General features: G+C 69.3%; 18 protein-coding genes. 13 read left to right on the top strand and 5 right to left on the bottom strand.

Features of this window, described 5'->3' with window-relative positions; all coding sequences use genetic code 11:
- The first annotated feature begins 241 nt into the window (after window positions 1-241).
- The 3 genes from tauA to WS87_RS16025 are packed head-to-tail and all read left to right on the top strand — an operon-like array spanning window position 242 to window position 3,057.
- Window positions 242-1,258, top strand: coding sequence for a taurine ABC transporter substrate-binding protein (gene tauA / locus WS87_RS16035; protein WP_059819843.1), 1,017 nt, complete (start codon window positions 242-244; stop codon window positions 1,256-1,258).
- 48 nt (window positions 1,259-1,306) lie between these two features.
- Window positions 1,307-2,104 carry a taurine ABC transporter ATP-binding protein gene (locus tag WS87_RS16030; protein WP_059819842.1) on the top strand — a complete coding sequence of 266 codons (798 nt, stop codon included), beginning with the start codon at window positions 1,307-1,309 and terminating at the stop codon, window positions 2,102-2,104.
- Window positions 2,104-3,057, top strand: a complete 954-nt coding sequence (locus WS87_RS16025) for an ABC transporter permease subunit (RefSeq protein WP_059819841.1) — start codon at window positions 2,104-2,106, stop codon at window positions 3,055-3,057. The genes WS87_RS16030 and WS87_RS16025 overlap by 1 nt, the downstream gene beginning before the upstream one ends.
- A 43-nt stretch (window positions 3,058-3,100) precedes the next feature.
- Here the strand turns inward: WS87_RS16025 and ggt are convergent, their stop codons facing one another.
- Window positions 3,101-4,984 (bottom strand): gamma-glutamyltransferase, encoded by a 1,884-nt coding sequence (gene ggt, locus WS87_RS16020; protein ID WP_059819996.1) that lies wholly within the window; start codon window positions 4,982-4,984, stop codon window positions 3,101-3,103.
- Between the two features lie 70 nt (window positions 4,985-5,054).
- Complete coding sequence (locus WS87_RS16015; protein WP_059691426.1) at window positions 5,055-6,017, bottom strand: LysR family transcriptional regulator; 963 nt, start codon at window positions 6,015-6,017, stop codon at window positions 5,055-5,057.
- Window positions 6,018-6,267: 250 nt separating this feature from the next.
- On the opposite strand from WS87_RS16015, the gene WS87_RS16010 reads away from it, so the two are divergent.
- The 9 genes from WS87_RS16010 to WS87_RS15970 all read left to right on the top strand — a co-directional run bounded on the left by WS87_RS16010 (window position 6,268) and on the right by WS87_RS15970 (window position 19,217).
- Window positions 6,268-8,403, top strand: coding sequence for a 3-hydroxyacyl-CoA dehydrogenase NAD-binding domain-containing protein (locus WS87_RS16010; protein WP_059819995.1), 2,136 nt, complete (start codon window positions 6,268-6,270; stop codon window positions 8,401-8,403).
- Window positions 8,404-8,432: 29 nt separating this feature from the next.
- Window positions 8,433-9,629, top strand: a complete 1,197-nt coding sequence (locus WS87_RS16005) for an acyl-CoA dehydrogenase family protein (RefSeq protein ID WP_059819840.1) — start codon at window positions 8,433-8,435, stop codon at window positions 9,627-9,629.
- 14 nt (window positions 9,630-9,643) lie between these two features.
- Window positions 9,644-10,789, top strand: coding sequence for an acyl-CoA dehydrogenase family protein (locus WS87_RS16000; protein ID WP_059819839.1), 1,146 nt, complete (start codon window positions 9,644-9,646; stop codon window positions 10,787-10,789).
- Window positions 10,790-10,819: 30 nt separating this feature from the next.
- A complete protein-coding gene (locus tag WS87_RS15995) occupies window positions 10,820-12,025 on the top strand; it encodes a CaiB/BaiF CoA transferase family protein (protein ID WP_059703370.1) in 1,206 nt (401 codons plus the stop codon).
- A gap of 102 nt (window positions 12,026-12,127) precedes the next feature.
- Window positions 12,128-12,433 (top strand): DUF485 domain-containing protein, encoded by a 306-nt coding sequence (locus WS87_RS15990; protein WP_059819838.1) that lies wholly within the window; start codon window positions 12,128-12,130, stop codon window positions 12,431-12,433.
- A gap of 11 nt (window positions 12,434-12,444) precedes the next feature.
- A complete protein-coding gene (gene actP / locus WS87_RS15985) occupies window positions 12,445-14,136 on the top strand; it encodes a cation/acetate symporter ActP (protein ID WP_059819994.1) in 1,692 nt (563 codons plus the stop codon).
- A gap of 353 nt (window positions 14,137-14,489) precedes the next feature.
- Window positions 14,490-15,779 carry a dicarboxylate/amino acid:cation symporter gene (locus tag WS87_RS15980; protein ID WP_059819837.1) on the top strand — a complete coding sequence of 430 codons (1,290 nt, stop codon included), beginning with the start codon at window positions 14,490-14,492 and terminating at the stop codon, window positions 15,777-15,779.
- 4 nt (window positions 15,780-15,783) lie between these two features.
- A complete protein-coding gene (locus tag WS87_RS15975; protein WP_059819836.1) occupies window positions 15,784-17,793 on the top strand; it encodes a sensor histidine kinase in 2,010 nt (669 codons plus the stop codon).
- A gap of 68 nt (window positions 17,794-17,861) precedes the next feature.
- Entirely contained in the window at window positions 17,862-19,217 is a 1,356-nt protein-coding gene (locus tag WS87_RS15970) for a sigma-54-dependent transcriptional regulator (protein WP_059465914.1), read from the top strand.
- 97 nt (window positions 19,218-19,314) lie between these two features.
- Here the strand turns inward: WS87_RS15970 and WS87_RS15965 are convergent, their stop codons facing one another.
- Entirely contained in the window at window positions 19,315-19,851 is a 537-nt protein-coding gene (locus WS87_RS15965) for a peroxiredoxin family protein (protein WP_059819835.1), read from the bottom strand.
- A 163-nt stretch (window positions 19,852-20,014) separates the two neighbouring features.
- Here WS87_RS15965 and WS87_RS15960 point away from each other — a divergent pair, with 163 nt between their 5' ends.
- A complete protein-coding gene (locus WS87_RS15960) occupies window positions 20,015-20,587 on the top strand; it encodes a hypothetical protein (protein WP_059819834.1) in 573 nt (190 codons plus the stop codon).
- A 333-nt stretch (window positions 20,588-20,920) separates the two neighbouring features.
- Here the strand turns inward: WS87_RS15960 and WS87_RS15955 are convergent, their stop codons facing one another.
- Together WS87_RS15955 and WS87_RS15950 are read right to left on the bottom strand one after the other, a co-directional pair.
- On the bottom strand, window positions 20,921-22,555 hold the full coding sequence (locus WS87_RS15955; protein ID WP_059819833.1) for a YifB family Mg chelatase-like AAA ATPase: 1,635 nt from the start codon (window positions 22,553-22,555) through the stop codon (window positions 20,921-20,923).
- A gap of 229 nt (window positions 22,556-22,784) precedes the next feature.
- Window positions 22,785-23,036 (bottom strand): accessory factor UbiK family protein, encoded by a 252-nt coding sequence (locus WS87_RS15950; protein ID WP_059819832.1) that lies wholly within the window; start codon window positions 23,034-23,036, stop codon window positions 22,785-22,787.
- Window positions 23,037-23,063: the final 27 nt, after the last annotated feature.

Raw genomic sequence — 23,063 nt, 5'->3', positions numbered from 1 at the left:
TCAGCCTCACATCTCATGCAGTTGAAGAAGCCCGCAGCGATGCGGGCTTTTTCGTTGGTGCGGCCGCCGCCCGCGCGTTCGCACGACAATCGCCATCCGACCGGACGCGCGATCCGGTCGAACGTGGAAAGCAAAGCTGAAACGGCATCGATAGCTTCGCAGGATAAGTTCGCTCCCGCCGCGCGCAAAGCTCGTAAAGTCGGCTCTCCCGCAGCAATGCCCGCATTCGAAGGAGAGCCGCATGTCCCGTTTCAGCTTCGTCCGCCGCGCCGTCGTCGCGCTGACCGCCTTTGCCGCGCTGGGCGCGGCGCACGCCGAATCGCGCGAAGTCGTGATCGCGTATCAGGACATGGTCGTGCCGTGGCGCTACGCGCAGGCGAGCGGTGAAGTCGAAAAGGCAACCGGCTACAAGGTCACGTTCCGCAAGCTCGACAGCGGCGCCGATGTGATCCGCGCGCTCGCGTCGGGCTCCGTGCAGCTCGGCGAGGCTGGGTCGAGCCCGATCGCGGCCGGCCTGTCGCAGGGGCTCGACATCTCGCTGTTCTGGGTGCTCGACAACATCAACGACGCCGAGGCGCTCGTCGCGCGCAACGGCTCCGGCGTGACCAGCGTCGCCGCGCTGAAGGGCAGGAAGATCGGCGTGCCGTTCGTGTCGACGTCGCATTTCCATACGCTCGTCGCGCTGCAGGCCGCCGGCGTGAATCCGAACGACGTGAAGATCGTCAACCTGCGTCCGCCCGAGGTCGCGGCCGCATGGACGCGCGGCGACATCGACGCGACCTACATCTGGGATCCGGTGCTCGCGAAGGTCAAGCAGTCGGGCACCGTGCTGACGACGTCGGGCCAGGTCGCGAAGCAAAGCGGCAAGGCGACCTTCGACGGCTTCGTCGTGAGCCGCAAGTTCGCGCGCGAGAACCCCGAGTTCGTCGCGCGCTTCGTGAAGGTGCTCGCGTCCGCCGATGCCGACTACCGCGCGCATGCGGCCGCGTGGAAGGCCGGTTCGCCGCAGGTCGCGGCGGTCGCGAAGGTATCGGGCGCGAACGTGCAGGACGTGCCCGCGAGCCTCGCGCTCTACGCGTTCCCGACGCCGGCCGAGCAGGCGTCGCCGACGTGGCTCGGCGGCGGTGCGCAGTCGGGTGCCGCGAAGTCGCTCGCGGCCACCGCCGCGTTCCTGAAATCGCAGGGCACGATCCAGACCGTGCTCGCCGACTACTCGGTCGGCGTCGATCCGCAGTTCGTGCAGAAGGCCGCGCGCTGAACGCGGCGCGTCAGGCGACTCAGGCCACTCATCGCGGAGCCCTCGATCATGAGCACGCTGGAAGTCCGTCAGGTATCGGTCGCCTATCCGGGCGAACGCGGTCGGCCGACGACGCAGGCGCTCGCGCGCGTCGACCTGCGCATCGATTCCGGTGAATTCGTCGTCGCGCTCGGCGCGTCCGGGTGCGGGAAGACGACGCTGCTGAACTGCATGGCCGGCTTCGTCGCGCCGACGACGGGCGACGTGCGCGTCGACGGCGTGCCGGTCGCGGGCCCCGGCGCCGATCGCGGCGTCGTGTTCCAGAAATATGCGTTGCTGCCTTGGCTCGACGTGCTCGAGAACGTCGCGCTCGGGCTGCGCTTCGCGCGCGTGTCGAAGGCGGAGCGCGAAGCGCGCGCGACGGAGATGCTCGCGCTCGTCGGCCTCGAGCGCCATGCGCATGCGCGCGTGTACGAACTGTCGGGCGGGATGCAGCAGCGCGTCGGCATCGCGCGTGCGCTCGCGAGCGATCCGCGCGTGCTGCTGATGGACGAGCCGATGGGCGCGCTCGACGCGATGACGCGCGGCACGATGCAGGCGCTCGTCCTCGACGTATGGGCGCGCACGGGCAAGACGGTGTTCTTCATCACGCACGACGTCGAGGAGGCGCTGTTCCTCGCGACGCGTCTCGTCGTGATGACGCCCGGCCCCGGCCGCATCGCGGAAACCTTCGAGCTGCCGTTCGCGCGGCGCTACGTCGAATCGCGCGATGCGCGCGCGGTGAAGTCGTCGCCGGATTTCATCGCATGGCGCGAGCGGCTGATCGCGTATCTGCATCGCGACGAGGCGGTCGCGGAGGTCACGTGATGCACGAATTCGCGCGGCAGGGCGCGTCCGTCGGGCGCGGCCGGATCAGTACTTTGCACAGGCAGGACGACATGAGCACGCAGGATTCCTGGGCGGCCGACCGAGTGGCCGGGAGGGGCGAGCAGGACGAGCGCACGACGCGGCGCAAGGCGGCGCGGCCGTCGCGCCGCTACCGCTTGCCGGGCCAGGGCAAAACCGCGGGGCTCAGCGCGGCGACGGTCGCGGCGCTGGCCGTGCTGTGGTGGAGCGCGACGCATTGGCAGTGGTTGCCGCCGCTGTTCCTGCCCGCGCCGGAAGCGGTGTGGGCGGCATTCGTCGATGCGTGGCACGGCCGCATCCAGGGCGGCCTGCCGCTGTCCGAGCATCTGCTGTGGAGTGCCGCGCGCGTGTTCGGCGCATTCCTGCTCGCCACCGCGATCGGCGTGCCGGCCGGCGTTCTGATGGGCGTGAGTCGAGTCGCGCGCGGCGTACTCGATCCGCTGCTGGAGTTCTACCGGCCGCTGCCGCCGCTGGCGTACCTGCCGCTCGTCGTGATCTGGTTCGGCATCGACGAGACGGCGAAGCTGGTCGTGATCTTCCTCGCGTGCTTCGCGCCGATCGCGATGGCCGCCCGTGCGGGCGTGCGTGCGGCGACGGTCGAGCAAATCAACGCCGCCTATTCGCTCGGCGGCAGCTTCGCGCAGATCGTGCGCCACGTCGTGCTGCCGGCCGCGCTGCCGGAAATCCTCACCGGCCTGCGGATCGCGATCGGGTTCGGCTGGACGACGCTCGTCGCGGCCGAGATGGTCGCCGCGACGGCCGGGCTCGGTCAGATGGTGCTCAATGCGTCGAGCTTCCTGCGCACCGATATCGTCGTGATGGGCATCCTGATCATCGGCGCGATCGCGTGGCTGTTCGATCTCGCGATGCGATGGGTCGAGCGACGGATCGTGCCGTGGAAAGGGCGCGGATGACACGCAGCAGGCGGCGCATGCGCGCCGCCTCTGCCGGCCGCCTTCAATCCCCCATCGCGATCCCTTCCCGCCGCGGATCGGCCCCGCCGAACCACACCGTCTGCCCCTGCACGTTCAGCCGCTGGATCCCCTGCAGACCGGAATTCATCTCGACGACCTGCACGTCGTGCCCGCGTCCCTTCAGCCCGTCGACGAGCGCGTCCGACACGCGGCCGCGCTCGAGCTGCGTCGGCCCGTTCATCGACCCGACGTTCGGCAGCGCGATCGCCTGCTGCATCGTCATCCCCCAGTCCATCACGCCGATCAGCGTCTTCGCGACGTGGTTGATGATCGCAGGGCCGCCGGCCGAGCCGACGATCATCGTCACCTGTTTCGTCTTCTTGTCGAACACGAGTTCCGGCGCCATCGACGAGCGCGGCCGCTTGCCCGGCTGCACGCGGTTCGCGACGGGCCGGCCGTTCTCGCTCGCCACGAACGAGAAATCGGTGAGCTGGTTGTTCAGCATGAAACCGCGCACCATCAGCCGCGAACCGAACGCGTCCTCGACGCTGGTCGTCATCGACAGCGCCTGGCCGTAGCGGTCGACGATCGCGATGTCGGACGTCGACGGCAATTCGGGGCTGCGGTCGTCGGCCAGCGCGAGCGTCGCGCCCTGCGGCGTGCCGGCCTGCGCGACGCCCATGCTCGTGTCGCCGATCAGGCGCGCGCGCTGCGCGAGATAGGTCCTGTCGGCGAGGCTCGCCCAGCTGCCGCCCGGCAGCGGCGCGAAATCGGGATCGGCGACGTAGCGCGCGCGGTCCGCATACGCGAGGCGCCCGGCTTCGCTGAACAGGTGCGCGGCGAACGGCGTCGGCTCGTAGCCGAGCTCGGTCCGCACCGGCTTCTGCGCGCCGATCTGCTGCCAGTCGGGCATCGCCTCGAGGATGCCGAGCATCTGCGCGACCGCCAGGCCGCCCGACGACGGCGGCGGCATCCCGCACACCACCGAGCGCCGGTAGTCGGCGCACAGCGGCGCACGCACCTTCGCCTTGTAGCGCGCGAGATCCTGCAGCGTCAGCAGGCCTGGATTGGTCGGGTGCTTGCGCACCTTCGCGACGATGTCTCGCGCGATCGCGCCGGTGTAGAACGCATTCGCGCCGCGGTCGGCGACCTGGCGCAGCACGGTCGCGAGCGCGGGGTTCTTCAGTACCGTGCCGGCCGCCTTCGGCGTGCCGTCCTTGTTGTAGAAGTACGCGCGCGCGGCCGGGTCGTTCATCAGGTACTTGTCGTTCGCGATCAGCATCGCCAGGCGCGGGCTGATCGTGAAGCCGTGCTCGGCGAGCCGGATCGCGGGCTGGAACAGCCGGCGCCACGGCAGCTTGCCGTGCGCGCGGTGCGCGGCGTCGAGCATGCGCAGCACGCCCGGCGTGCCGACCGAACGCCCGCCGACGACACCTTCGTAGAAGCCCATCGGCTGGCCGGTCGGGCCGTAGAACAGGCGGTCGGTCGCGGCGGCCGGCGCGGTTTCGCGGCCGTCGTATGCCTGCGTCGTCTTGCCGTCGGCGTACAGCATGAACGCACCGCCGCCGAGCCCAGACGATTGCGGCTCGACGAGCGCGAGCACCATCTGCGTCGCGATCGCCGCGTCGATCGCGGTGCCGCCGGCCTTCAGCATCTCGTAGCCGGCCTGCGTCGCGAGCGGGTTCGCGGCCGCGATCATGAAGTGCTGCGAGGTCCAGCCCGGCTTGTCGATCCAGCCGGACGAGCGTTCGGGCGCGTGGACGCCGGGCAGCGGCACCGCGGCGCCCGACGCGGCGGCGACCGGGACGACGGCGCCCGACGGCGCGGACGGGGACGTGCAGCCGGCGCTGAACGCGGCGAGCGCGACGAGCGCGAGCGCGGCGACGGGCGTCCAGGGACGCGAATACGGACGAATCCGGTCGAACATTGAACCCTCGGCAACGGTGAATTCGAAGGCGGCGGCGTATGCGCGGCACGCGCTCCGCACGGGCGGCGCGCTATTGTCGCCGCGCGGCCGGCGGGTTGTCACCCGACAGGAAACCCTGACGCATCCCGTCGGGCCCGCCCCGGCCGGTCTTCCCGGCCTGTTCGAGGATGAACTCTATGAACGTCGCGGTCGCGCGCGTGTGGTGCCGGTTCGGCATGTAGAGCATGTACATGTGCGTGCCGAAGATGCTGAGCCGGTACGCGTCGAGCGACGTGACGACCGTGCCGCGCCGCATGTCGTCCTGCATCACGTAGTCGGGCACGATGCCGACGCCGATCCCGGCGAGGATCGCCTGGCGCAGGAACAGGAAGTTCTCCGAAATCAGCGTGGGTTCGAGCAGCACCTCGTGGCGTTCGTCGCCGAGATACGCGGCGATCCGCAACTGCCGCCCCAGCACCGTCGCGGTGACGACCGGCGCGGCGGCCAGCGCGCCGAGGCTCGCGGGCATCCCGTGCGCGGCCGCGAACGCGGGCGACGCGCACGCGACGTAGCGCACCGCGCCCATGTCGCGCGCGACGAGGTTCTGCGGCGGTTCGGACATCACGCGGATCGCGATGTCGACTTCGTCGCGCATCAGGTCCTCCACGCGATTCTCGAACACCACGTCGAGCACGATGCCCGGATGCAGCCGCTTGAACGCGAGCAGCCACTCGGACATCACCATCTGTCCGTAGCCGCTCGGCACCGACAGCCGCACGCGGCCCTGCAGGTCCTGGCCGAGCGTCGTCACCGATTCCTGCGCGGCGAGCAGTTCGTTGCGGATGCGCCGGCCGTGCTCGTACAGCTTCAGCCCGATCTCGGTCGGCTCGATGCGGCGCGTCGTGCGGCGCACGAGTTGCTGGCCGATCGAGCGTTCGAGCTGGTTCAGCCGGTAGCTGACGTTCGCGCGGCTCATCTTGAGCCGCTGCGCGGCCTTGCTCAGGTTGCCCGCATCGAGGATCTCGACGAGCAGCGTCAGCGCGTTCAGGTCCATGTCTTGTGTCTCCCGATCCCGCCCGCTTAAGGGCCGGAAACGGTCCGAAAGCATTCAATGTCAAGTCAGACTTGACAGCTTGTAAAGGCGCGCGGGAATTGTCAATGAATCTCGATCAATCGAGAATCGAGTCATGCCCGGCAACCACGCCGGATCGTTTCCCGCCGCGCGGCACCAGGCCCGGGAGCCGGCACCGCTCGCCGGCCCGACGACCGGTTCCGCCCGCGCGGCGCACCGCACTGGAGACACGATGAATTCACCCGCTTTCCCCGAACCTTCCGGCGCCGGCACCGTCACGCGCGAACGGCGCGACAAGGTGCTCGTCGTCACGATCGACCATCCGCCCGTCAACGCGCTGTCCGCCGACGTGCGGCGCGGTCTCGCCGACGCGCTCGACGCCGCGCAGGCCGACGACGCGATTCGCGCGGTGCTGATCGTCGGCGCCGGCCGCAACTTCATCGCGGGCGCCGACATCCGCGAGTTCGGCAAGCCGCCGATGCCGCCGTCGCTGCCGGACGTATGCGAGCGGATCGAATCGAGCGCGAAGCCGGTCGTGGTCGCGCTGCACGGCGCGACGCTCGGCGGCGGCCTCGAGGTCGCGCTCGCCGCGCATTACCGGCTCGCCGTGCCCGGCGCGAAGCTCGGCCTGCCCGAAGTCACGCTCGGCCTGCTGCCCGGCGCGGGCGGCACGCAGCGCACGCCGCGCCTGATCGGCGCGAAGGCCGCGCTCGACCTGATGCTGACGGGGCGTCACGCCAGCGCCGACGAAGCGCTCGCGCTCGGCCTCGTCGATCGCGTCGCGCACAGCGACGACACGCTCGCCGAAGGTCTCGCCTATGCGCAGGAACTCGTGTCGCTCGGCGCGCCGGCGCGGCGCACGCGCGATGCGCAGGGGCTCGCCGATCGCGCGGCCGCGCAGGCCGCGATCGACGCGGCGCGCGCCGAGCTGCCGAAGCAGTCGCGCGGCCTGTTCTCGCCGGCGAAGATCGTCGATGCGGTCGAGGCCGCGCTCACGCAGTCGTTCGACGCGGGGATGAAGCTCGAACGCAGCCTGTTCCTGCAATGCATCGACAGCCCGCAGCGCGCGGGCCTCGTGCACGCGTTCTTCGCGGAACGCGAGGCCGCGAAGGCACCCGAGGCGCGGCGCGCGAACGCGCGTCCGGTCGAGCGGATCGGCGTGGTCGGCGGCGGCACGATGGGCGCGGGCATCGCGGTCGCGGCGCTCGACGCCGGACTGCCCGTGACGATGATCGAACGCGACGAAGCGTCGCTCGCGCGCGGCCGCGCGCATGTCGAGAAGGTGTACGACGGCCTCGTCGCGAAGGGGCGGATGACGCCGGCCGCGCATGCGGCGCGGCTCGCGCGCTTCAAGGGCAGCACGTCGTACGACGCGCTCGCGCAGGCCGACGTGGTGATCGAGGCCGTGTTCGAGGACATGGGCGTGAAGAAGGCGGTGTTCGCCGAACTCGCGCGCGTGTGCAAGCCGGGCGCGGTGCTCGCGACCAACACGTCGTATCTCGACATCGACGAGCTGGCTGCCAGCATCGACCGTTCGGCCGACGTGATCGGCCTGCATTTCTTCTCGCCGGCCAACGTGATGAAGCTGCTCGAGATCGTCGTGCCGGCGCGCGTGAGCGCTGAGGTCGTCGCGACCGCGTTCGCGCTGGCCAGGCAGCTGAAGAAGACGCCCGTGCGCGCCGGCGTGTGCGACGGCTTCATCGGCAACCGGATCCTCGCGGTCTATCGCACCGCCGCGGACTACCTGATGGAAGACGGCGCATCGCCTTACCAGATCGACCGCGCGGTGCGCGAATTCGGTTTTCCGATGGGGCCGTTCCAGGTCGTCGACCTCGCGGGCGGCGACATCGGCTGGGCGACCCGCAAGCGCCGCGCGGCGACGCGCGACCCGCGCGCCCGCTACGTGGAAATTTCCGACCGGCTGTGCGAGCGCGGCTGGTTCGGGCAGAAGACCGCGCGCGGCTACTACCTGTATCCGGACGGCGCGCGGGTCGGCACGCCGGACCCGGAAGTCGAGGCGATCGTCGCCGACGAGCGCGCGAAGAAAGGCATCGCGCCGCGCACGTTCACCGACGACGAGATCATGCGCCGCTACCTCGCCGCGATGATCAACGAAGGCGCGAACGTCGTGCACGAGAAGATCGCGCTGCGCCCGCTCGACGTCGACGCGGTGTTCCTGTACGGCTACGGCTTCCCGCGCTATCGCGGCGGCCCGATGCACTACGCGGACACGGTCGGCCTCGCGAACGTGCTCGCCGACATCCGCGCGTTCGCGAAGGAGGATCCGCTGTTCTGGAAGCCTTCGCCGCTGATCGTCGAGCTGGTCGAGCGCGGCGCGGATTTCGCGAGCCTGAACCATATCGACTGAACGCCTACCGCATTCGCAACGGACTCACGATGGACCTCAATTTCACGCCCGAAGAGGAAGCGTTCCGCACCGAAGTGCAGCGCTTTCTCGCCGCCGAACTGCCCGCGCGCACCGCGCGCAAGGTGAAGAGCGGCCTGCATCTGACGCGCGACGACATGCGCGAATGGCACGCAATCCTGAATGCCCGCGGCTGGCTCGCGAGCCACTGGCCGCGCGAGTATGGCGGCCCCGGCTGGAGCGTCGCGCAGAAGTTCCTGTTCGACAACGAATGCGCGCTCGCCGGCGCGCCGCGCATCGTCCCGTTCGGCGTCAACATGCTCGGGCCCGTGCTGATCAAGTACGGCGACGAATCGCAGAAGCGCCACTGGCTGCCGCGCATTCTCGACGGCACCGACTGGTGGTGCCAGGGCTATTCGGAGCCGGGCGCCGGTTCCGATCTCGCGTCGGTGAAGACGAGCGCGGTGCGCGACGGCAATCACTACGTCGTGAACGGCCAGAAGACGTGGACCACGCTCGGCCACTACGCGAACATGATCTTCTGCCTCGTGCGCACCGCGACCGACGTGCGCAAGCAGGAGGGCATCAGCTTCCTGCTGATCGACATGACCACGCCGGGTGTCGAAGTGCGCCCGATCATCACGCTCGACGGCGAGCACGAGGTGAACGAAGTGTTCTTCACCGACGTGCGCGTGCCCGTGGAGAACCTGGTCGGCGAAGAGAACCGCGGCTGGACCTACGCGAAATACCTGCTCACGTACGAGCGCACCAACATCGCCGGAATCGGCTTCTCGACGGCCGCGCTCGACCGGCTGCGCGCGGTCGCCGCGAAGGTGACGAAGAATGGCCGGCCGCTCGCGGACGATCCGTTCTTCGCGGCGCGCGTCGCCCGCGTCGAGATCGAGCTCGAGAACATGCGCACGACCAACCTGCGCGTGCTGGCCGCGGTCGCGGGCGGCGGCGTGCCGGGCGCGGAAAGCTCGATGCTGAAGATTCGCGGCACGCAGATCCGCCAGGAGATCACCGCGCTGATGCGCCGCGCGATGGGGCCCTACGCGCAGCCGTTCGTCGAGGAGGCGTTCGACGCCGATCACGACGGCGAGCCGGTCGGCCCGGACGGGGCCGCGAGCGCCGCGCAGCAGTACTTCAACAACCGCAAGCTGTCGATCTTCGGCGGCTCGAACGAGATCCAGAAGAACATCATCGCGAAGATGATGCTCGGGCTGTAACGAGGGACGCGACGATGGATTTCCAGCACACAGAAGACCGCCGGATGCTGGCGGACACGTTGAACCGCTTCATCGCCGAACAGTATGCGTTCCCGGTGCGCGACCGCATCGCGCAGTCGACCGACGGATTCGATCGCGCGATGTGGCGGCGCTTCGCCGAACTCGGAGCGGTCGGCGCGCTGTTTCCCGAAGCCGACGGCGGCTTCGGCGGCGCGGGTTTCGATATCGCCGTGGTGTTCGAATGCCTCGGGCGCGGGCTCGTCGTCGAGCCGTTCCTCGGCGCGCTGCTCGCGGGCCGCGCGCTGTCGCTCGCCGGCGGCGACGCGCATCGCGAACGGCTTGCCGCGCTGATCGACGGCAGCGCGAGCGCCGCGTTCGCGCACGACGAGCCGGGCTCGCACTACGAACTGACGACCGTGCGCACGCGCGCCGAGCGCGACGGCGACGGCTGGGTGCTGACGGGCGCGAAGGGCGTCGTCGACCAGGCCGCGCAGGCGGCATTCTTCGTCGTCAGCGCGCGCGTGTCCGGTCATGACGACGACGCGGCCGGCATCGGCCTGTTCGTCGTGCCGGCCGACGCGCCGGGCGTGTCGCTGCGCGACTACAGGAAGATCGACGGCGGCCGCGCGGCCGAAGTGCGTTTCGAGCGCGTCGTGTTGGCGGCCGATGCCGCGCTCGGCGCGCCGGATGCTCGGGACGGAGATGCCGGCGCCGCGCTGCTCGAACGCGTGCTCGGCTACGGGCTGCTGGCGCTGTCGGCGGAGGCGCTCGGCGCAATGGACGTCGCGAAGGACGCGACGCTCGACTACCTGCGCACGCGCAAGCAGTTCGGGCTGCCGATCGGCAGCTTCCAGGCGCTGCAGCACCGGATGGCCGACCTGCTGCTCGAAGTCGAGCAGGCGCGCTCGGCGGTGATCAACGCGGCCGCGCAGCTCGATGCGCCGCGCGCGGTGCGCGAGCGCGCGCTCGCGGCGGCGAAATACAGCATCGGCCGGATCGGCACGCTCGTCGCCGAGGAAAGCATCCAGCTGCACGGCGGGATCGGGATGACGTGGGAGCTGCCGCTGTCGCATTACGCGAAGCGGCTCGTGATGATCGATCACCAGCTCGGCGACGAGGATCATCATCTCGCGCGCTACATCGCGCTGTCGAAACAGTAAAGGCATGCGACGCGAATGGAGGAGACAAGGATGACGAACGATCCGCGCGCATTGCCGCTGGCCGGCGTGAAGGTGCTCGATTTCTCGCGCGTGCTCGCGGGCCCGTGGAGCGCGATGGTGCTCGCCGATTTCGGCGCGGACGTGATCAAGGTCGAGCATCCGGTGCGCGGCGACGACACGCGCGACTGGGGGCTGCGGATCGGCGAGACCGAGACGACCTACTTCAACAGCGTGAACCGCAGCAAGCGGTCGATCTGCGTCGACCTGCAGACGGAGGACGGGCGGCGCATCGCGCGCGAGCTGGCCGCGCAGGCCGACGTGCTGATCCACAACTTCAAGTTCGGCGGTGCAGAGAAACTCGGCCTCGGCTACGACGCGCTGGCCGAACTGAATCCGCGGCTCGTGCATTGCGCGATTTCCGGCTACGACCGCTCGGGCCCGGAGGCCGCGCGGCCCGGCTACGACCTCGTCGTGCAGGGCGAGGCGGGGCTGATGGCGCTGAACGGCGAGGCCGGCCAGCCGCCGCTGAAATTCGGCGTCGCGGCGGTCGACCTGTTCACCGGCATGTATTCGGCGCAGGCGATCCTCGCCGCGCTGTACGAGCGTCACGCGACGGGGCGCGGAAGGCGCATCGAGATGGCGCTGTTCGACTGCGGGCTGATGATCACCGCGTACTACGGGCTCGACGCGCTGCTGATGGGCGAGGATCCGCCGCGCTACGGCAACGCGCATCCGTCGATCGTGCCGTACGGCGTGTTCGATGCGGCCGACGGCCCGCTCGTGATCACGGTCGGCAACAACACGCAGTTCGCACGTTTCTGCGATGCGATCGAGCGGCCCGATCTCGCCGCGGACGACCGCTACAGGACCAACCTCGGCCGCTCCGAAAACCGCGCCGCGCTGCTGCCGGAGATTCGCGGCGAACTCGCGCGGCGGCCGCGCGCGATGCTGCTCGCGGCACTCGCCGATGCGGGCATTCCGTGCGGTGAGGTGCTCGGGCTGCACGACGCGCTGACGTCGGAGCGCGCGACCCGCGCGGGGCTCGTCACGCGGCAGCCTCATCCGGTCGCGGGCGGCGTCGACGTGCTCGCGCCGCCGTATCGCTTCGACGGCGCGCGCCTGCCGGTGCGCGGTGCGCCGCCGGTGCTCGGCGCCGATACGGACGACGTGCTCGGTCGCTGGCTCGGGCTGTCGCCGGACGACCTGGCGCGGCTGCGTGCGGATCGCGTCGTGTAGCGCGTGTCATGTATTGCCGCCGCGGCGCGGGCGGAGCAGTCGACGCGCGCCGACCATCCATAAGACACGCCTCGCGAACGACGAGGGGACATCGGAGACACCATGGAGCATTCCGTCATCGAATCGGTCACGGCGCGCCGTGACTACCAGCAGCTCGTGCGTGCGCGACGCCGCTTCAGCTTCACGCTGACGGCGCTGATGATCGCCATCTACTACGGCTTCATCCTGCTCGTCGCGCTCGCGCCGCGCGTGCTGGCCACGCCGCTGTACCGCGGCGCGACGACAACGGTCGGGATCGTCGCGGGCGTCGCGATCATCCTGGTCGCGATCGGCCTGACCGCGTGCTACGTGCTGCGCGCGAACCGTGCGTTCGACCGCCGCGTCGACGCGATCCTGCAACGTTCGTGACGGAGGCCGACATGCGACGCATCTCGCGCGCGCTCGGCGCGCTGGCCGTTCTCGTTTTCTCCACCTCCGCCGCGCGCGCGAGCGCCGTCGCGGGGCCGATGCCCGACAAGGTCGAACTGAACCCGGTCGCGATCGCGATGTTCTTCGCGTTCGTGTTCGCGACGCTCGCGCTCACGCGCTGGGCCGCGCGCCGCACGCGCTCGACACGCGACTTCTACACGGCCGGCGGCGGCATCACCGGGCTGCAGAACGGGCTCGCGATCGCGGGCGACTACATGTCGGCCGCGTCGTTCCTCGGGCTGTCGGGGATGGTGTTCATGTTCGGCTTCGACGGGCTGATCTACTCGATCGGCTTCCTCGTCGGCTGGCCGTTCGTGATGTTCCTGATCGCCGAGCCGCTGCGCAACCTCGGCAAGTTCACGTTCGTCGACGTCGTCGCGTACCGCTTCGCGCAGCGGCCGATCCGGCTGCTGACGTCCGCGAACGCGCTGACGATCGTCGTGCTGTACCTGGTCGTGCAGATGGTCGGCGCGGGCAAGCTGATCCAGTTGCTGTTCGGGCTGTCGTACGGCACGGCCGAGCTGATCGTCGGCGTGCTGATGGTCGTGTACGTGTTCTTCGGCGGGATGACCGCGACCACCTGGGTGCAGGTGATCAAGGCCGTGCTGCTGCTGTGCGGCGCGACGCTGCTCGCGTTGCTCGCGCTCGGCGAATTCGGCTTCAGCGTCGACGAGATGTTCCGCCGCGCGGTGGCCGTGCATCCGGGCGCGCTGTCGATCATGGGGCCAGGAAAGCTGATCCGCGATCCGGCCAACGCGCTGTCGCTCGGCATCGCGCTGATGTTCGGCACGGCCGGCTTCCCGCACATCCTGATGCGCTTCTTCACGGTGCCGAACGCGAAGGAGGCGCGCAAGTCGGTGCTCTACGCGACCGGCTTCATCGGTTACTTCTACCTGCTCACGTTCGTGATCGGCTTCTCGGCGATCGTGCTGCTCGCGCAGCATCCGGAATTCTTCCGGCTCGGCGCGAACGGCACCTTCAACCTGACGCACGACCTGCTCGGCGGCTCGAACATGGTCGCGGTGAAGCTCGCGCAGGCGGTCGGCGGCAACTGGTTCTACGGCTTCATCGCGGCCGTCACGTTCGCGACGATCCTCGCGGTGGTCGCCGGGCTGACGCTCGCCGGCGCGACCACGATCTCGCACGACCTGTATGCGCAGATGTGGGCGCGAGGCAAGCCCGACGAGCGGCTGGAGATGCGCATCTCGCGCGCGGCGACGATCGGGCTGTCCGCGGTCGCGATCGCGCTGTCGATCCTGTTCGAGCACGTGAACGTCGCGTTCATGGTCGGCCTCGTCGCGGCGGTGGCCGCCAGCGCGAATTTCCCTGTGCTCGCGATGTCGATCTTCTGGCGCGGGATGACGACGCGCGGCGCGGTGCTCGGCGGCGGCCTCGGCCTTGCGTCGGCGGTGGCGCTCACGGTGCTGTCGAAGTCGGTGTGGGTCGACGTGCTGCATCACGCGCATGCGCCGGTGTTCCTCGACAACCCGGCGCTCGTGTCGGTGCCGCTCGCGTTCGTCGGGATCGTCGTCGGCTCGCTCGCGGACCGCGGCGAGCGCGCGCGGCGCGAGCGCGAAGCCTTCGCGCGGCAGGAGTTCTACGCGCAGACGGGCGTGCTGGCCGGTGAGGCCGTCCAGCATTGATTCGTCGGATGAAACGATCCCTCCGTCCGGATCGCCGGACGGATATTTTCCGGAAATCCGGAATCCCGGATTTCCTTGCCTGCCGCATTATGAGAAATACAATGAAAACAATGGCTTGAGGGGTTCCGGAAACCTGGCATCGACCTTGCGATATGAAAAGCACGGCCATCCCCCCGGCCTGACTATTAAACCAAGGAGACAATCGATGACCACTGCCTTCCACTCCCTCCGGACGTCCTGAGGCATCGCTTGTTGCGGCACGGCAGCCGCGCGGGCGAATGGCCCTTCCCCTGACATTCGTCCGCGCGCGTGACGCCGTTTCCACCGGCTCATCTACTTCAGCAGGAACCATCGTGAAGAAGAAACCCTTCTACAAAGTGCTCTACGTGCAGGTGATCTTCGCCATCATCGTCGGCGTGATCCTCGGCCACTTCTACCCGGCGCTCGCCACCGACATGAAACCGCTCGGCGACGGCTTCATCAAGCTGATCAAGATGGTGATCGGACCGATCATCTTCTGTACGGTCGTCACCGGCATCGCCGGCATGGAGGACATGAAGAAGGTCGGCCGCGTCGGCGGCAAGGCGCTGCTGTACTTCGAGATCGTGTCGACCTTCGCGCTGCTGCTCGGCCTCGCGGCCACGCACATCCTGCGTCCGGGCGTCGGCTTCAACATCGATCCGGCGACGCTGAACGGCAAGGAAGTCGCATCGTACGCGGCGAAGGCGCACGGGCAGTCGACGGTCGACTTCCTGATGCACATCATCCCGAACACGATGGTCGATGCGTTCGCGCAGGGCGAAATCCTGCAGATCCTGCTGATCGCGCTGCTGTTCGGCAGCGTGCTCGCGCACCTCGGCGAGCGCGGCAAGGTCGTGACCGACTTCATCGACGGCCTCACGCGCGTGCTGTTCGGCATCGTGCACATCGTCACGAAGCTGGCGCCGATCGGCGCGTTCGGCGCGATGGCGTTCACGATCGGCAAGTACGGCGTCGGCTCGCTGGTGCCGCTGCTCAAGCTGATCGGCACGTTCTACCTGACCTCGGTCGTGTTCGTGCTGGTCGTGCTCGGCGCGATCGCACGCGCCACGGGCTTCTCGATCATCCGCTTCGTGTCGTACATCAAGGAAGAGCTGCTGATCGTGCTCGGCACGAGCTCGTCGGAAGCGGCGCTGCCGCAGCTGATGGAGAAGCTGGAGAAGGCCGGCTGCTCGCGCTCGGTGGTTGGCCTCGTCGTGCCGACCGGTTACTCGTTCAACCTCGACGGCACCAACATCTACATGACGATGGCCGTGCTGTTCATCGCGCAGGCGACCAACATCGAACTGACGTGGATGCAGCAGCTCACGCTGCTCGCGGTCGCGATGCTGACGTCGAAGGGCGCGAGCGGTGTCACGGGCGCGGGCTTCATCACGCTGGCCGCGACGCTCGCCGTCGTGCCGACGATCCCGCTGTCGGGCATGGTGCTGATCCTCGGCATCGACCGCTTCATGAGCGAATGCCGCGCGCTGACCAACATCATCGGCAACGGCGTCGCGACCGTCGTCGTGTCGGCCTGGGAAAAGGAACTCGACCGCAACAAGCTGCGCCAGGCGCTGACGGGCGGCGGCGAGGTCACGACGACCGAGACGGCCGGCGTCTGACGTCATGAAGGAGCAGGCGGCGGCACCGCCCGCGGGCGGCGCGCCGCGCGGCGGCCCGGGCGGCGACGCGGATCCCTATGACACAATAGGCGATCCGCATCGCCAGGAAGTCACGTCCGTGAAGCGCCGCCTGCTCATCCTCGTCGTGCTTGCCGCCGCGCTCGCGGCGGCGTGCGCGCTGACGTGGACCGTCACGTGGCGGCGCGGCGTCGCCGAGCTGCAGCGCAACGCCGCGGTGCGCGTCGACCGCACCACCAACGCGCTCAAGAGCACGCTCGACCGCTACGAGTCGCTGCCTTATCTGCTCGGCAGCCACCCGTACGTGCTGGACCTGCTCGCCGAGCCGAAGCGCGCCGATTTCACCGCGCGCGCGAACCGTTATCTCGAAGACCTCAACGAACACGCCCATGCGACCGTCACCTACGTGATCGGTGCGGACGGCCTGTGCGTCGCCGCCAGCAACTGGCGCGCGCCCGACAGCTTCGTCGGGACCGGATACCAGTTTCGTCCGTATTTCATCGATGCGATGGGCGGCCAGGTCGGCCGCTTCTTCGGGATCGGCACGATCTCGCGCGATCCCGGCTACTACATCTCGCAGCCGGTGTGGCGCGACGGCAGGATCGCGGGCGTCGTCGTCGTGAAGCTCAATCTCGAATGGTTCCAGGGCGCCGACGCGTCCGAGCCGCTCGTCGTCGCGGACGATCACGGCGTGGTGTTCCTGTCGTCCGTGCCCGCGTGGAAATATCACACGCTGCATCCGTTGACGGGGCCCGTCGCCGCGTCGATCTACGAGACGCGCCAGTACGCGCAGCAGCCCGTCACGCCGCTGCCGCTGCGCGTCGAGCAGGTGCTCGACGCCGACGCGGAGATCGTGCGCCTCGGTCCCGGCCTGCGCGCGCCGCGCTTCCTGGCGAGCAAGCGGCGGATCGGCGAACCCGACTGGCTGCTGGTAACGCTCGCGCCGATCGCGCCCATCGACGCCGACGCGCGCAACGCGACGATCGTCACCGGCTTCGGCTTCGTGTCGGTCGCGCTGCTCGCGTTCTACTGGCGCATGCGCCGCGCACGCGTGCGCGAGATGATCCGCGGCCGCGCATTGCTGCAGCAGGCGTATGCGGAGCTGAACCGGCGCGTCGAGGAGCGCACGGCAGACCTGTCGGAGGCGAACGAGCAATTGCAGAAGGAGGTCGGCGACCGGATCCGCGCGGAACAGGAATTGCGCGCCGCGCACGACGAACTGATCCAGGCGAGCAAGCTCGCCGCGCTCGGCCAGATGGCGGCCGGCATCACGCATGAACTGAACCAGCCGCTCGCGGCGCTGCGCAGTTTCTCGGACAACACGCGCGTGCTGCTCGATCGCGGCGAGCAGGCGGCCGCGCGCGAGAACCTCGAGGCGATCGCCGCGTTGACCGAGCGGATGGGCAAGATCACCAATCAGCTGAAGCTGTTCGTCGGCCGCGCGAAGCCGCGCAACGAACGGGCGCTCGTCGTGCGCGCGCTGCGCAGCGTGCTGTCGCTGCTCGGCGACCGGCTGCGCGGCGTCGCGCTCACGCTGACGCTGCAGGATGCGACCGTGTCGCCCGCGCAGGATGCCCCGCTCGACCTCGCGTGCGACTATCCGGAACTCGTCGCCCGCTGCGAGGACCTGCGCCTCGAACAGGTGCTGATCAACCTGATCGGCAACGCGCTCGACGCGGTCGCGGGCGTCGCGGCACCGGCGATCGAAGTGACGATCGCGGTGTCGGTCGCGACGCTCGCGATCGAGGTGCGCGACAACGGCTCCGGCATCGCGCCCGACTTGCTGCCGCGCCTGTTCGAACCGTTCTTCACGACCAAGGAAATGGGGCGCGGGCTCGGGCTGGGCCTCGCGATCTCGTCGTCGATCGCGAGCGACGCGGGCGGCGCGCTGACCGCGCGCAATGCCCCGTCCGGCGGCGCGCTGTTCGTCTTGACGCTGCGGCGCGCGCGCACGCATCATCCGGACTCGGTGTCCGAACCGGCGGGCTCGCACTAGGGCCGACCGGCATCAACGAGGGCCGCGCGCACCAGCGCCGCGCGGCCTGTCAGGAGCAAGTGACCAAGATGGCCAACCGGCTGCAAGTGATCTATATCGAAGACGATGCGCTCGTTCGCCGGGCGAGCGTGCAGAGCCTCCAGCTCGCGGGGTTCGACGTCGTCGGGTTCGAATCGGCCGAGGCGGCCGACAAGGCGATCGTCGCGGAAACCGCCGGCGCGATCGTCAGCGACATCCGGCTGCCCGGCGCGAGCGGGCTCGACCTGCTCGCGCAGTGCCGCGAGCGCGTGCCCGACGTGCCGGTGATCCTCGTCACCGGCCACGGCGACATCTCGATGGCCGTGCAGGCGATGCGTGACGGCGCGTACGACTTCATCGAAAAGCCGTTCGCGGCCGAGCGGCTGATCGAGACCGTGCGCCGCGCGCTCGAGCGGCGAGAGCTGGTGCTCGAGAACCATGCGCTGCGGCGCGAGCTGGCCGGGCAGAACATCGTCGCGCCGCGCATCATCGGCCGCAGCCCGGCGATCGAACAGGTGCGCAAGCTGATCGCGAACGTCGCGCCCACCGACGCATCGGTGCTGATCAACGGCGACACGGGCGCCGGCAAGGAACTGATCGCGCGCAGCCTGCACGAGCTGTCGCCGCGTCGCGACAAGCCGTTCATCGCGGTGAACTGCGGCGCGCTGCCCGAGCCGATGTTCGAGTCGGAGATGTTCGGCTACGAGCCCGGCGCGTTCACCGGTGCCGCGAAGCGTCGCGTCGGCAAGCTCGAATACGCATCCGGCGGCACGCTGTTCCTCGACGAAATCGAAAGCATGCCGCTCGCGCTGCAAGTGAAGCTCTTGCGCGTGCTGCAGGACGGCGTGCTCGAACGGCTCGGCTCGAACCAGCCGATCCGCGTGAACTGCCGCGTCGTCGCGGCCGCGAAGGGCGACATGAGCGAACTCGTCGCGGCCGGCACGTTCCGGCGCGACCTGCTGTACCGGCTCAACGTCGTGACGATCGCGCTGCCGCCGCTCGCCGAGCGCCGCGAGGACATCGTGCCGCTGTTCGAGCACTTCATGCTCGACGCGGCCGTGCGCTACGGGCGGCCGGCTCCCGTGCTGACCGACCGGCAACGTGCGAGCCTGATGCAGCGCGACTGGCCCGGCAACGTGCGCGAGCTGCGCAACGCCGCCGACCGCTTCGTGCTCGGCGTCGCCGACATGCCGCAGGAAGCCGGCGCGGGCGGCGACGATGCGGAGAGCGACCAGACGCTGAAGGAGCGCATCGAGCAGTTCGAGCGCGCGGTGATCGCCGAGGCGCTGAACCAGACGGGCGGCGCGGTCGCCGCGACGGCCGACCGGCTGCATGTCGGCAAGGCGACGCTGTACGAGAAGATGAAGCGCTACGGGCTGTCGGCGAAAGGCGAAACCGAGCGCTGAAAAAGAGACGGACCGCGGAACCGGGCTGGCCGGTCGGGCGGTCCGTGGTGCGGAGCAGGGCGCGGTGGGCGGCCCTGCGAGTCTTGTCGTGCGGCGCTCATGCCGCGTTGCCGTCGAGTGCCTTCTTGAGCAGCGCGTCGAGTTCCGCGAACTGCGGGGCGCCGACGTAGCGCTTCAGGATCTTGCCGTCCTTGTCGACGACGAAGGTCGTCGGCGTGAGCTGCACGTTGCCGAACTGCTTCGCGACGCTGCCGTCGTCGAGCGCGACCTTGAACGGCAGCTGACGCGTCTGCGCGTAGTTCGCGACGTACATCGGCGGATCGTAGTTCATCGCGACCGCGACGAATTCCAGCCCCTGGCCCTTGAAGCGATTGTAGGTATCGACCATCTGCGGCATTTCCTGCATGCAGGTCGCGCAGCTCGTCGCCCAGAAATTCACGAGGTAGACCTTGCCCTTCAGGTCGCCGGCCGTCGACACCTTCTGGCCCGACAGCAGCGTGAACGTGGCGTCCGGCACGGTGGACTTGCCGTTGAACGCGAAGAATCCGGCAACGGCGATGGCCGCGACGACGACGGCCGCGACGATATAGCGGACGGGGCTGGTGCGGCGCTGGGCGGGAGGCGTGGTGTTCATCTGCGGTGCTCTCGGAGTCGGTCGATGACGCGGATCGATGCAAAGGACGTCGAAATTCGGCGCTCATTTTAGCGCGAATGCGGCGCGCGCACCGGCGGCCGCCACGCATACCGGGCGCCGGCTTCGGCGGATAATGGGCGTTTTGCCTGTCCCCATCACTGCCATGCCGAAGGAAGTTCTCCATTCGTTGCGCCCCCTTTTTCGTCCGCTGCGACACTTCGCCGCGCTCGCATGCGTGAGCGCGGTGCTGGCCGCGTGCTCGCCGTCGTATGACTGGCGCACGCTGCACAACGACGCCGGCTACACGATCGACCTGCCGGCGAAGCCGACCGTCGAGGATCAGCCGGTGGCGGTCGGCGGCGCGTCGATGCCGATGCGGATGCAGGCCGCGCACGTCGACGGCGCGGTGTTCGCGGTCGGCACGCTGACGCTGCCCGACGACCGCGACGATACGCGCCGCGCGGCGCTCGAGTTTCTGCGGTCCGGGTTGTCGCGCAATCTCGAAGGCGTGCCGCAGACGGCCTCGGTGCCGGTGCCGCTCGCGGCCGGCGGCGCGGTGAACGGGCTCGAACTGCGCGTCGCGGGCGCGGCCAGCGGCGGCGACCATTCGCACAAGACGATCGTCGCGCGGCTCGTGGCGCGGGGCCGGCACGCGTACCAGGCCGTCGCGATCGCCGACCGGCCGCTCGCGCAGGAGCAGCTCGACCAGTTTTTCGGTTCGTTCAAACTCGACTGACAGCGGCCGGCGAGGGCGCTTGGACGCTTCGTGACAATTGAAAGTTCATTCGCAGCTTTCGACGCTAATCGCCGGATTTTGCGGGGATTTTTCGGCTATCCACAGTGCGTGTGGATAACTTTGTTGAAAAGTTGATCGAATCTCCCGCAAAGCCGCGCCGGACGGCCGTCCGGCGCATTTCAGAGCTCGTGATCACTTTGAGAAAAATCAATAAAAACAAAGAGATACGAATTTTGCGATGAAAGGGCGCCCATACAGGGTGATCCGGGGCCGGATTCGTGAAATTGTGCATAAGTCAAGTCTTGACAGCCGTATTTTGTCCTCCGAAGGCGCTCACAGCGCCGTGAGCGCACGCCGGTAGCGGATCGCTTCGGCGATCTGCGCGGCCGTCGGCAACGGGTCGCCGGCCAGATCGGCGATCGTGCGCGCGACCTTCAGCACGCGGAAATACGCGCGCGCCGACCAGCCGAAGCGCTCGCCGGCCTCGCGCAGCAGCCGCTCGCCGTCGTCGGTCGGCCGGCACAGGTCGTCGGTTTCTCGGCCGCTCAGCATGTGATTGGTCTTGCCCTGCCGGTCGCGTTGCAGCGCACGCGCCTGGGCGACCCGTGCGGCGACCGCCGCGCTCGGCTCGCCCGGTGCCGTCGCGCGCGACGCGAGTTCGGCCGGCGACAGCGCGGGCAGGTCGATCTGGATGTCGATCCGGTCGAGCAGCGGGCCCGACAGCTTGCGCAGGTAGCGCGCGGCGGCATCGGGCGTGCAGCGGCAACGCCCGGACGGATCGCCGTGCCAGCCGCACGGGCACGGGTTCATCGCGGCGATCAGCTGGCACGCGGCGGGGAAGTCGGCCTGCTGCGCCGCGCGCGAGATCGTGATGCGGCCCGCTTCGAGCGGCTCGCGCAGCATTTCCAGCACGTGCCGGTCGAATTCGGGCAGCTCGTCGAGAAACAGCACGCCGAGGTGCGCGAGCGTGATCTCGCCCGGCTGAGGCGGGTTGCGGCCGCCAACCAGCGCGGCGGCGCTCGACGAATGGTGCGGCGAGCGGAACGGGCGCCGCCGCCATTGCGAGGGCGAGAAGCCGATGCGGCTCGCGGAAAGGAGCGCGGCCGACGTCAGCGCCTCGTCGTCGGTCAGCGGCGGCAGGAGGCCGGGCAGACGCGCGGCGAGCATCGACTTGCCGGCGCCGGGCGGCCCGATCATCAGCATGTGGTGCCCGCCCGCGGCAGCGACTTCGAGCGCGCGCCGGGCGCCGCGCTGGCCGACGACGTCCGCGAGATCGGGCGCGGCGGGCGCCGGCACGCCGTCGAGGCAGGGCGCCGCGACCGGCGTGAGCCGGGCATCCGACGTGCCGGCCAGGTGCGCGCACAGCGCGGGGAGGTCGGGCGCGCCGAACACGGTGACGCCCGGCACCAGCGCCGCCTCGGCCGCGCTGTCGAGCGGCAGGTACAGCTCGGGCGGGCGCGACCGGGCTGACACGCCGGATATCGCGATGCAATCGACGCCGGAATGGCCGCTGGAATCGAAACCGGAACCGGGACCGGAATCGAGGTCCGCTGCGGCATGACCCGCGCGCCAGTCGCGCGCGGCGCCGCACGCCATCGCGAACGCACCGCGCATCGGCCGCAGCGCGCCGGTCAGCGACAGTTCGCCCGCGAATTCGCGGCCGGCCAGCGCATCAGCCGGGAGCTGGCCGTTCGCGGCGAGGATGCCGAGCGCGATCGGCAGGTCGAAGCGGCCCGATTCCTTCGGCAGGTCGGCCGGCGCGAGATTGACGGTGATACGCCTGACGGGGAAGTCGAATCCGCAGTTCTGCAGCGCGGCGCGCACGCGCTCGCGGCTTTCGCGGACTTCGAGATCAGGCAGGCCGACGATCGAGAACGACGGCAGCCCGTTGGCAAGATGAACTTCGACGGTGACGTCCGGCGCGCGGCCGGCCGCCGGCGCGCGACTGCGCACCACGGCGAGCGACATGGCGAGGCTCCTGTAGATGAATCGGACGGGCTACGGCCGTTCGGGGCCGCGTGCCGCGGGAATCGGAGGAATCGGTGCGCGCTGCCGGCGTGGCGCGGGAAAGAACGAGGAACGACGAACTGCGAAGAGCGAGGAACGACGGAACGGCTAGCCGACTGGCTGATTTCTGGGCGACAGGCGCGGGCCGCACGAGGCGGCCCGCGCCCGGACCAGTCGGTCGGGTGGGGTGTCAGGCCTGGAGCGCTGCGAGCTTCTGCTCGAGTTCCGCGACGCGCTTCTCGAGTTCTTCGAGACGCACGCGAGTGCGGGCGAGCACATGTGCCTGCGTGTCGAACTCCTCGCGCGTGACGAGATCGAGCTTCGAGAAGCCTTGCGACAACATGGCCTTCACGTTGCGCTCGACATCCTTGGCCGGCGAGTTTTTCAGCAGATCGCTGACGCGCGACTGCAGGTCGTTGAAAACGTCGCTGGGTTGCTTCATGAGATTTCCTTCCTTGCACAAAAAGTG

The organism is Burkholderia sp. MSMB0856 (assembly GCF_001524645.2).
Taxonomy (GTDB): domain Bacteria; phylum Pseudomonadota; class Gammaproteobacteria; order Burkholderiales; family Burkholderiaceae; genus Burkholderia; species Burkholderia diffusa.
The sequence above is the reverse complement of the archived record's forward strand: the minus strand, read 5'-3'. Positions and strand labels throughout refer to the sequence as shown.

Bases quoted from the DNA above. Each gene is read 5' to 3' on its own strand.
- tauA (WP_059819843.1), top strand. From the start codon at position 242: ATGTCCCGTTTCAGCTTCGTCCGCCGCGCCGTCGTCGCGCTGACCGCC.
- WS87_RS16030 (WP_059819842.1), top strand. From the start codon at position 1,307: ATGAGCACGCTGGAAGTCCGTCAGGTATCGGTCGCCTATCCGGGCGAA.
- WS87_RS16025 (WP_059819841.1), top strand. From the start codon at position 2,104: ATGCACGAATTCGCGCGGCAGGGCGCGTCCGTCGGGCGCGGCCGGATC.
- ggt (WP_059819996.1), bottom strand. From the start codon at position 4,984: ATGTTCGACCGGATTCGTCCGTATTCGCGTCCCTGGACGCCCGTCGCC.
- WS87_RS16015 (WP_059691426.1), bottom strand. From the start codon at position 6,017: ATGGACCTGAACGCGCTGACGCTGCTCGTCGAGATCCTCGATGCGGGC.
- WS87_RS16010 (WP_059819995.1), top strand. From the start codon at position 6,268: ATGAATTCACCCGCTTTCCCCGAACCTTCCGGCGCCGGCACCGTCACG.
- WS87_RS16005 (WP_059819840.1), top strand. From the start codon at position 8,433: ATGGACCTCAATTTCACGCCCGAAGAGGAAGCGTTCCGCACCGAAGTG.
- WS87_RS16000 (WP_059819839.1), top strand. From the start codon at position 9,644: ATGGATTTCCAGCACACAGAAGACCGCCGGATGCTGGCGGACACGTTG.
- WS87_RS15995 (WP_059703370.1), top strand. From the start codon at position 10,820: ATGACGAACGATCCGCGCGCATTGCCGCTGGCCGGCGTGAAGGTGCTC.
- WS87_RS15990 (WP_059819838.1), top strand. From the start codon at position 12,128: ATGGAGCATTCCGTCATCGAATCGGTCACGGCGCGCCGTGACTACCAG.
- actP (WP_059819994.1), top strand. From the start codon at position 12,445: ATGCGACGCATCTCGCGCGCGCTCGGCGCGCTGGCCGTTCTCGTTTTC.
- WS87_RS15975 (WP_059819836.1), top strand. From the start codon at position 15,784: ATGAAGGAGCAGGCGGCGGCACCGCCCGCGGGCGGCGCGCCGCGCGGC.
- WS87_RS15970 (WP_059465914.1), top strand. From the start codon at position 17,862: ATGGCCAACCGGCTGCAAGTGATCTATATCGAAGACGATGCGCTCGTT.
- WS87_RS15965 (WP_059819835.1), bottom strand. From the start codon at position 19,851: ATGAACACCACGCCTCCCGCCCAGCGCCGCACCAGCCCCGTCCGCTAT.
- WS87_RS15960 (WP_059819834.1), top strand. From the start codon at position 20,015: ATGCCGAAGGAAGTTCTCCATTCGTTGCGCCCCCTTTTTCGTCCGCTG.
- WS87_RS15955 (WP_059819833.1), bottom strand. From the start codon at position 22,555: ATGTCGCTCGCCGTGGTGCGCAGTCGCGCGCCGGCGGCCGGCCGCGCG.
- WS87_RS15950 (WP_059819832.1), bottom strand. From the start codon at position 23,036: ATGAAGCAACCCAGCGACGTTTTCAACGACCTGCAGTCGCGCGTCAGC.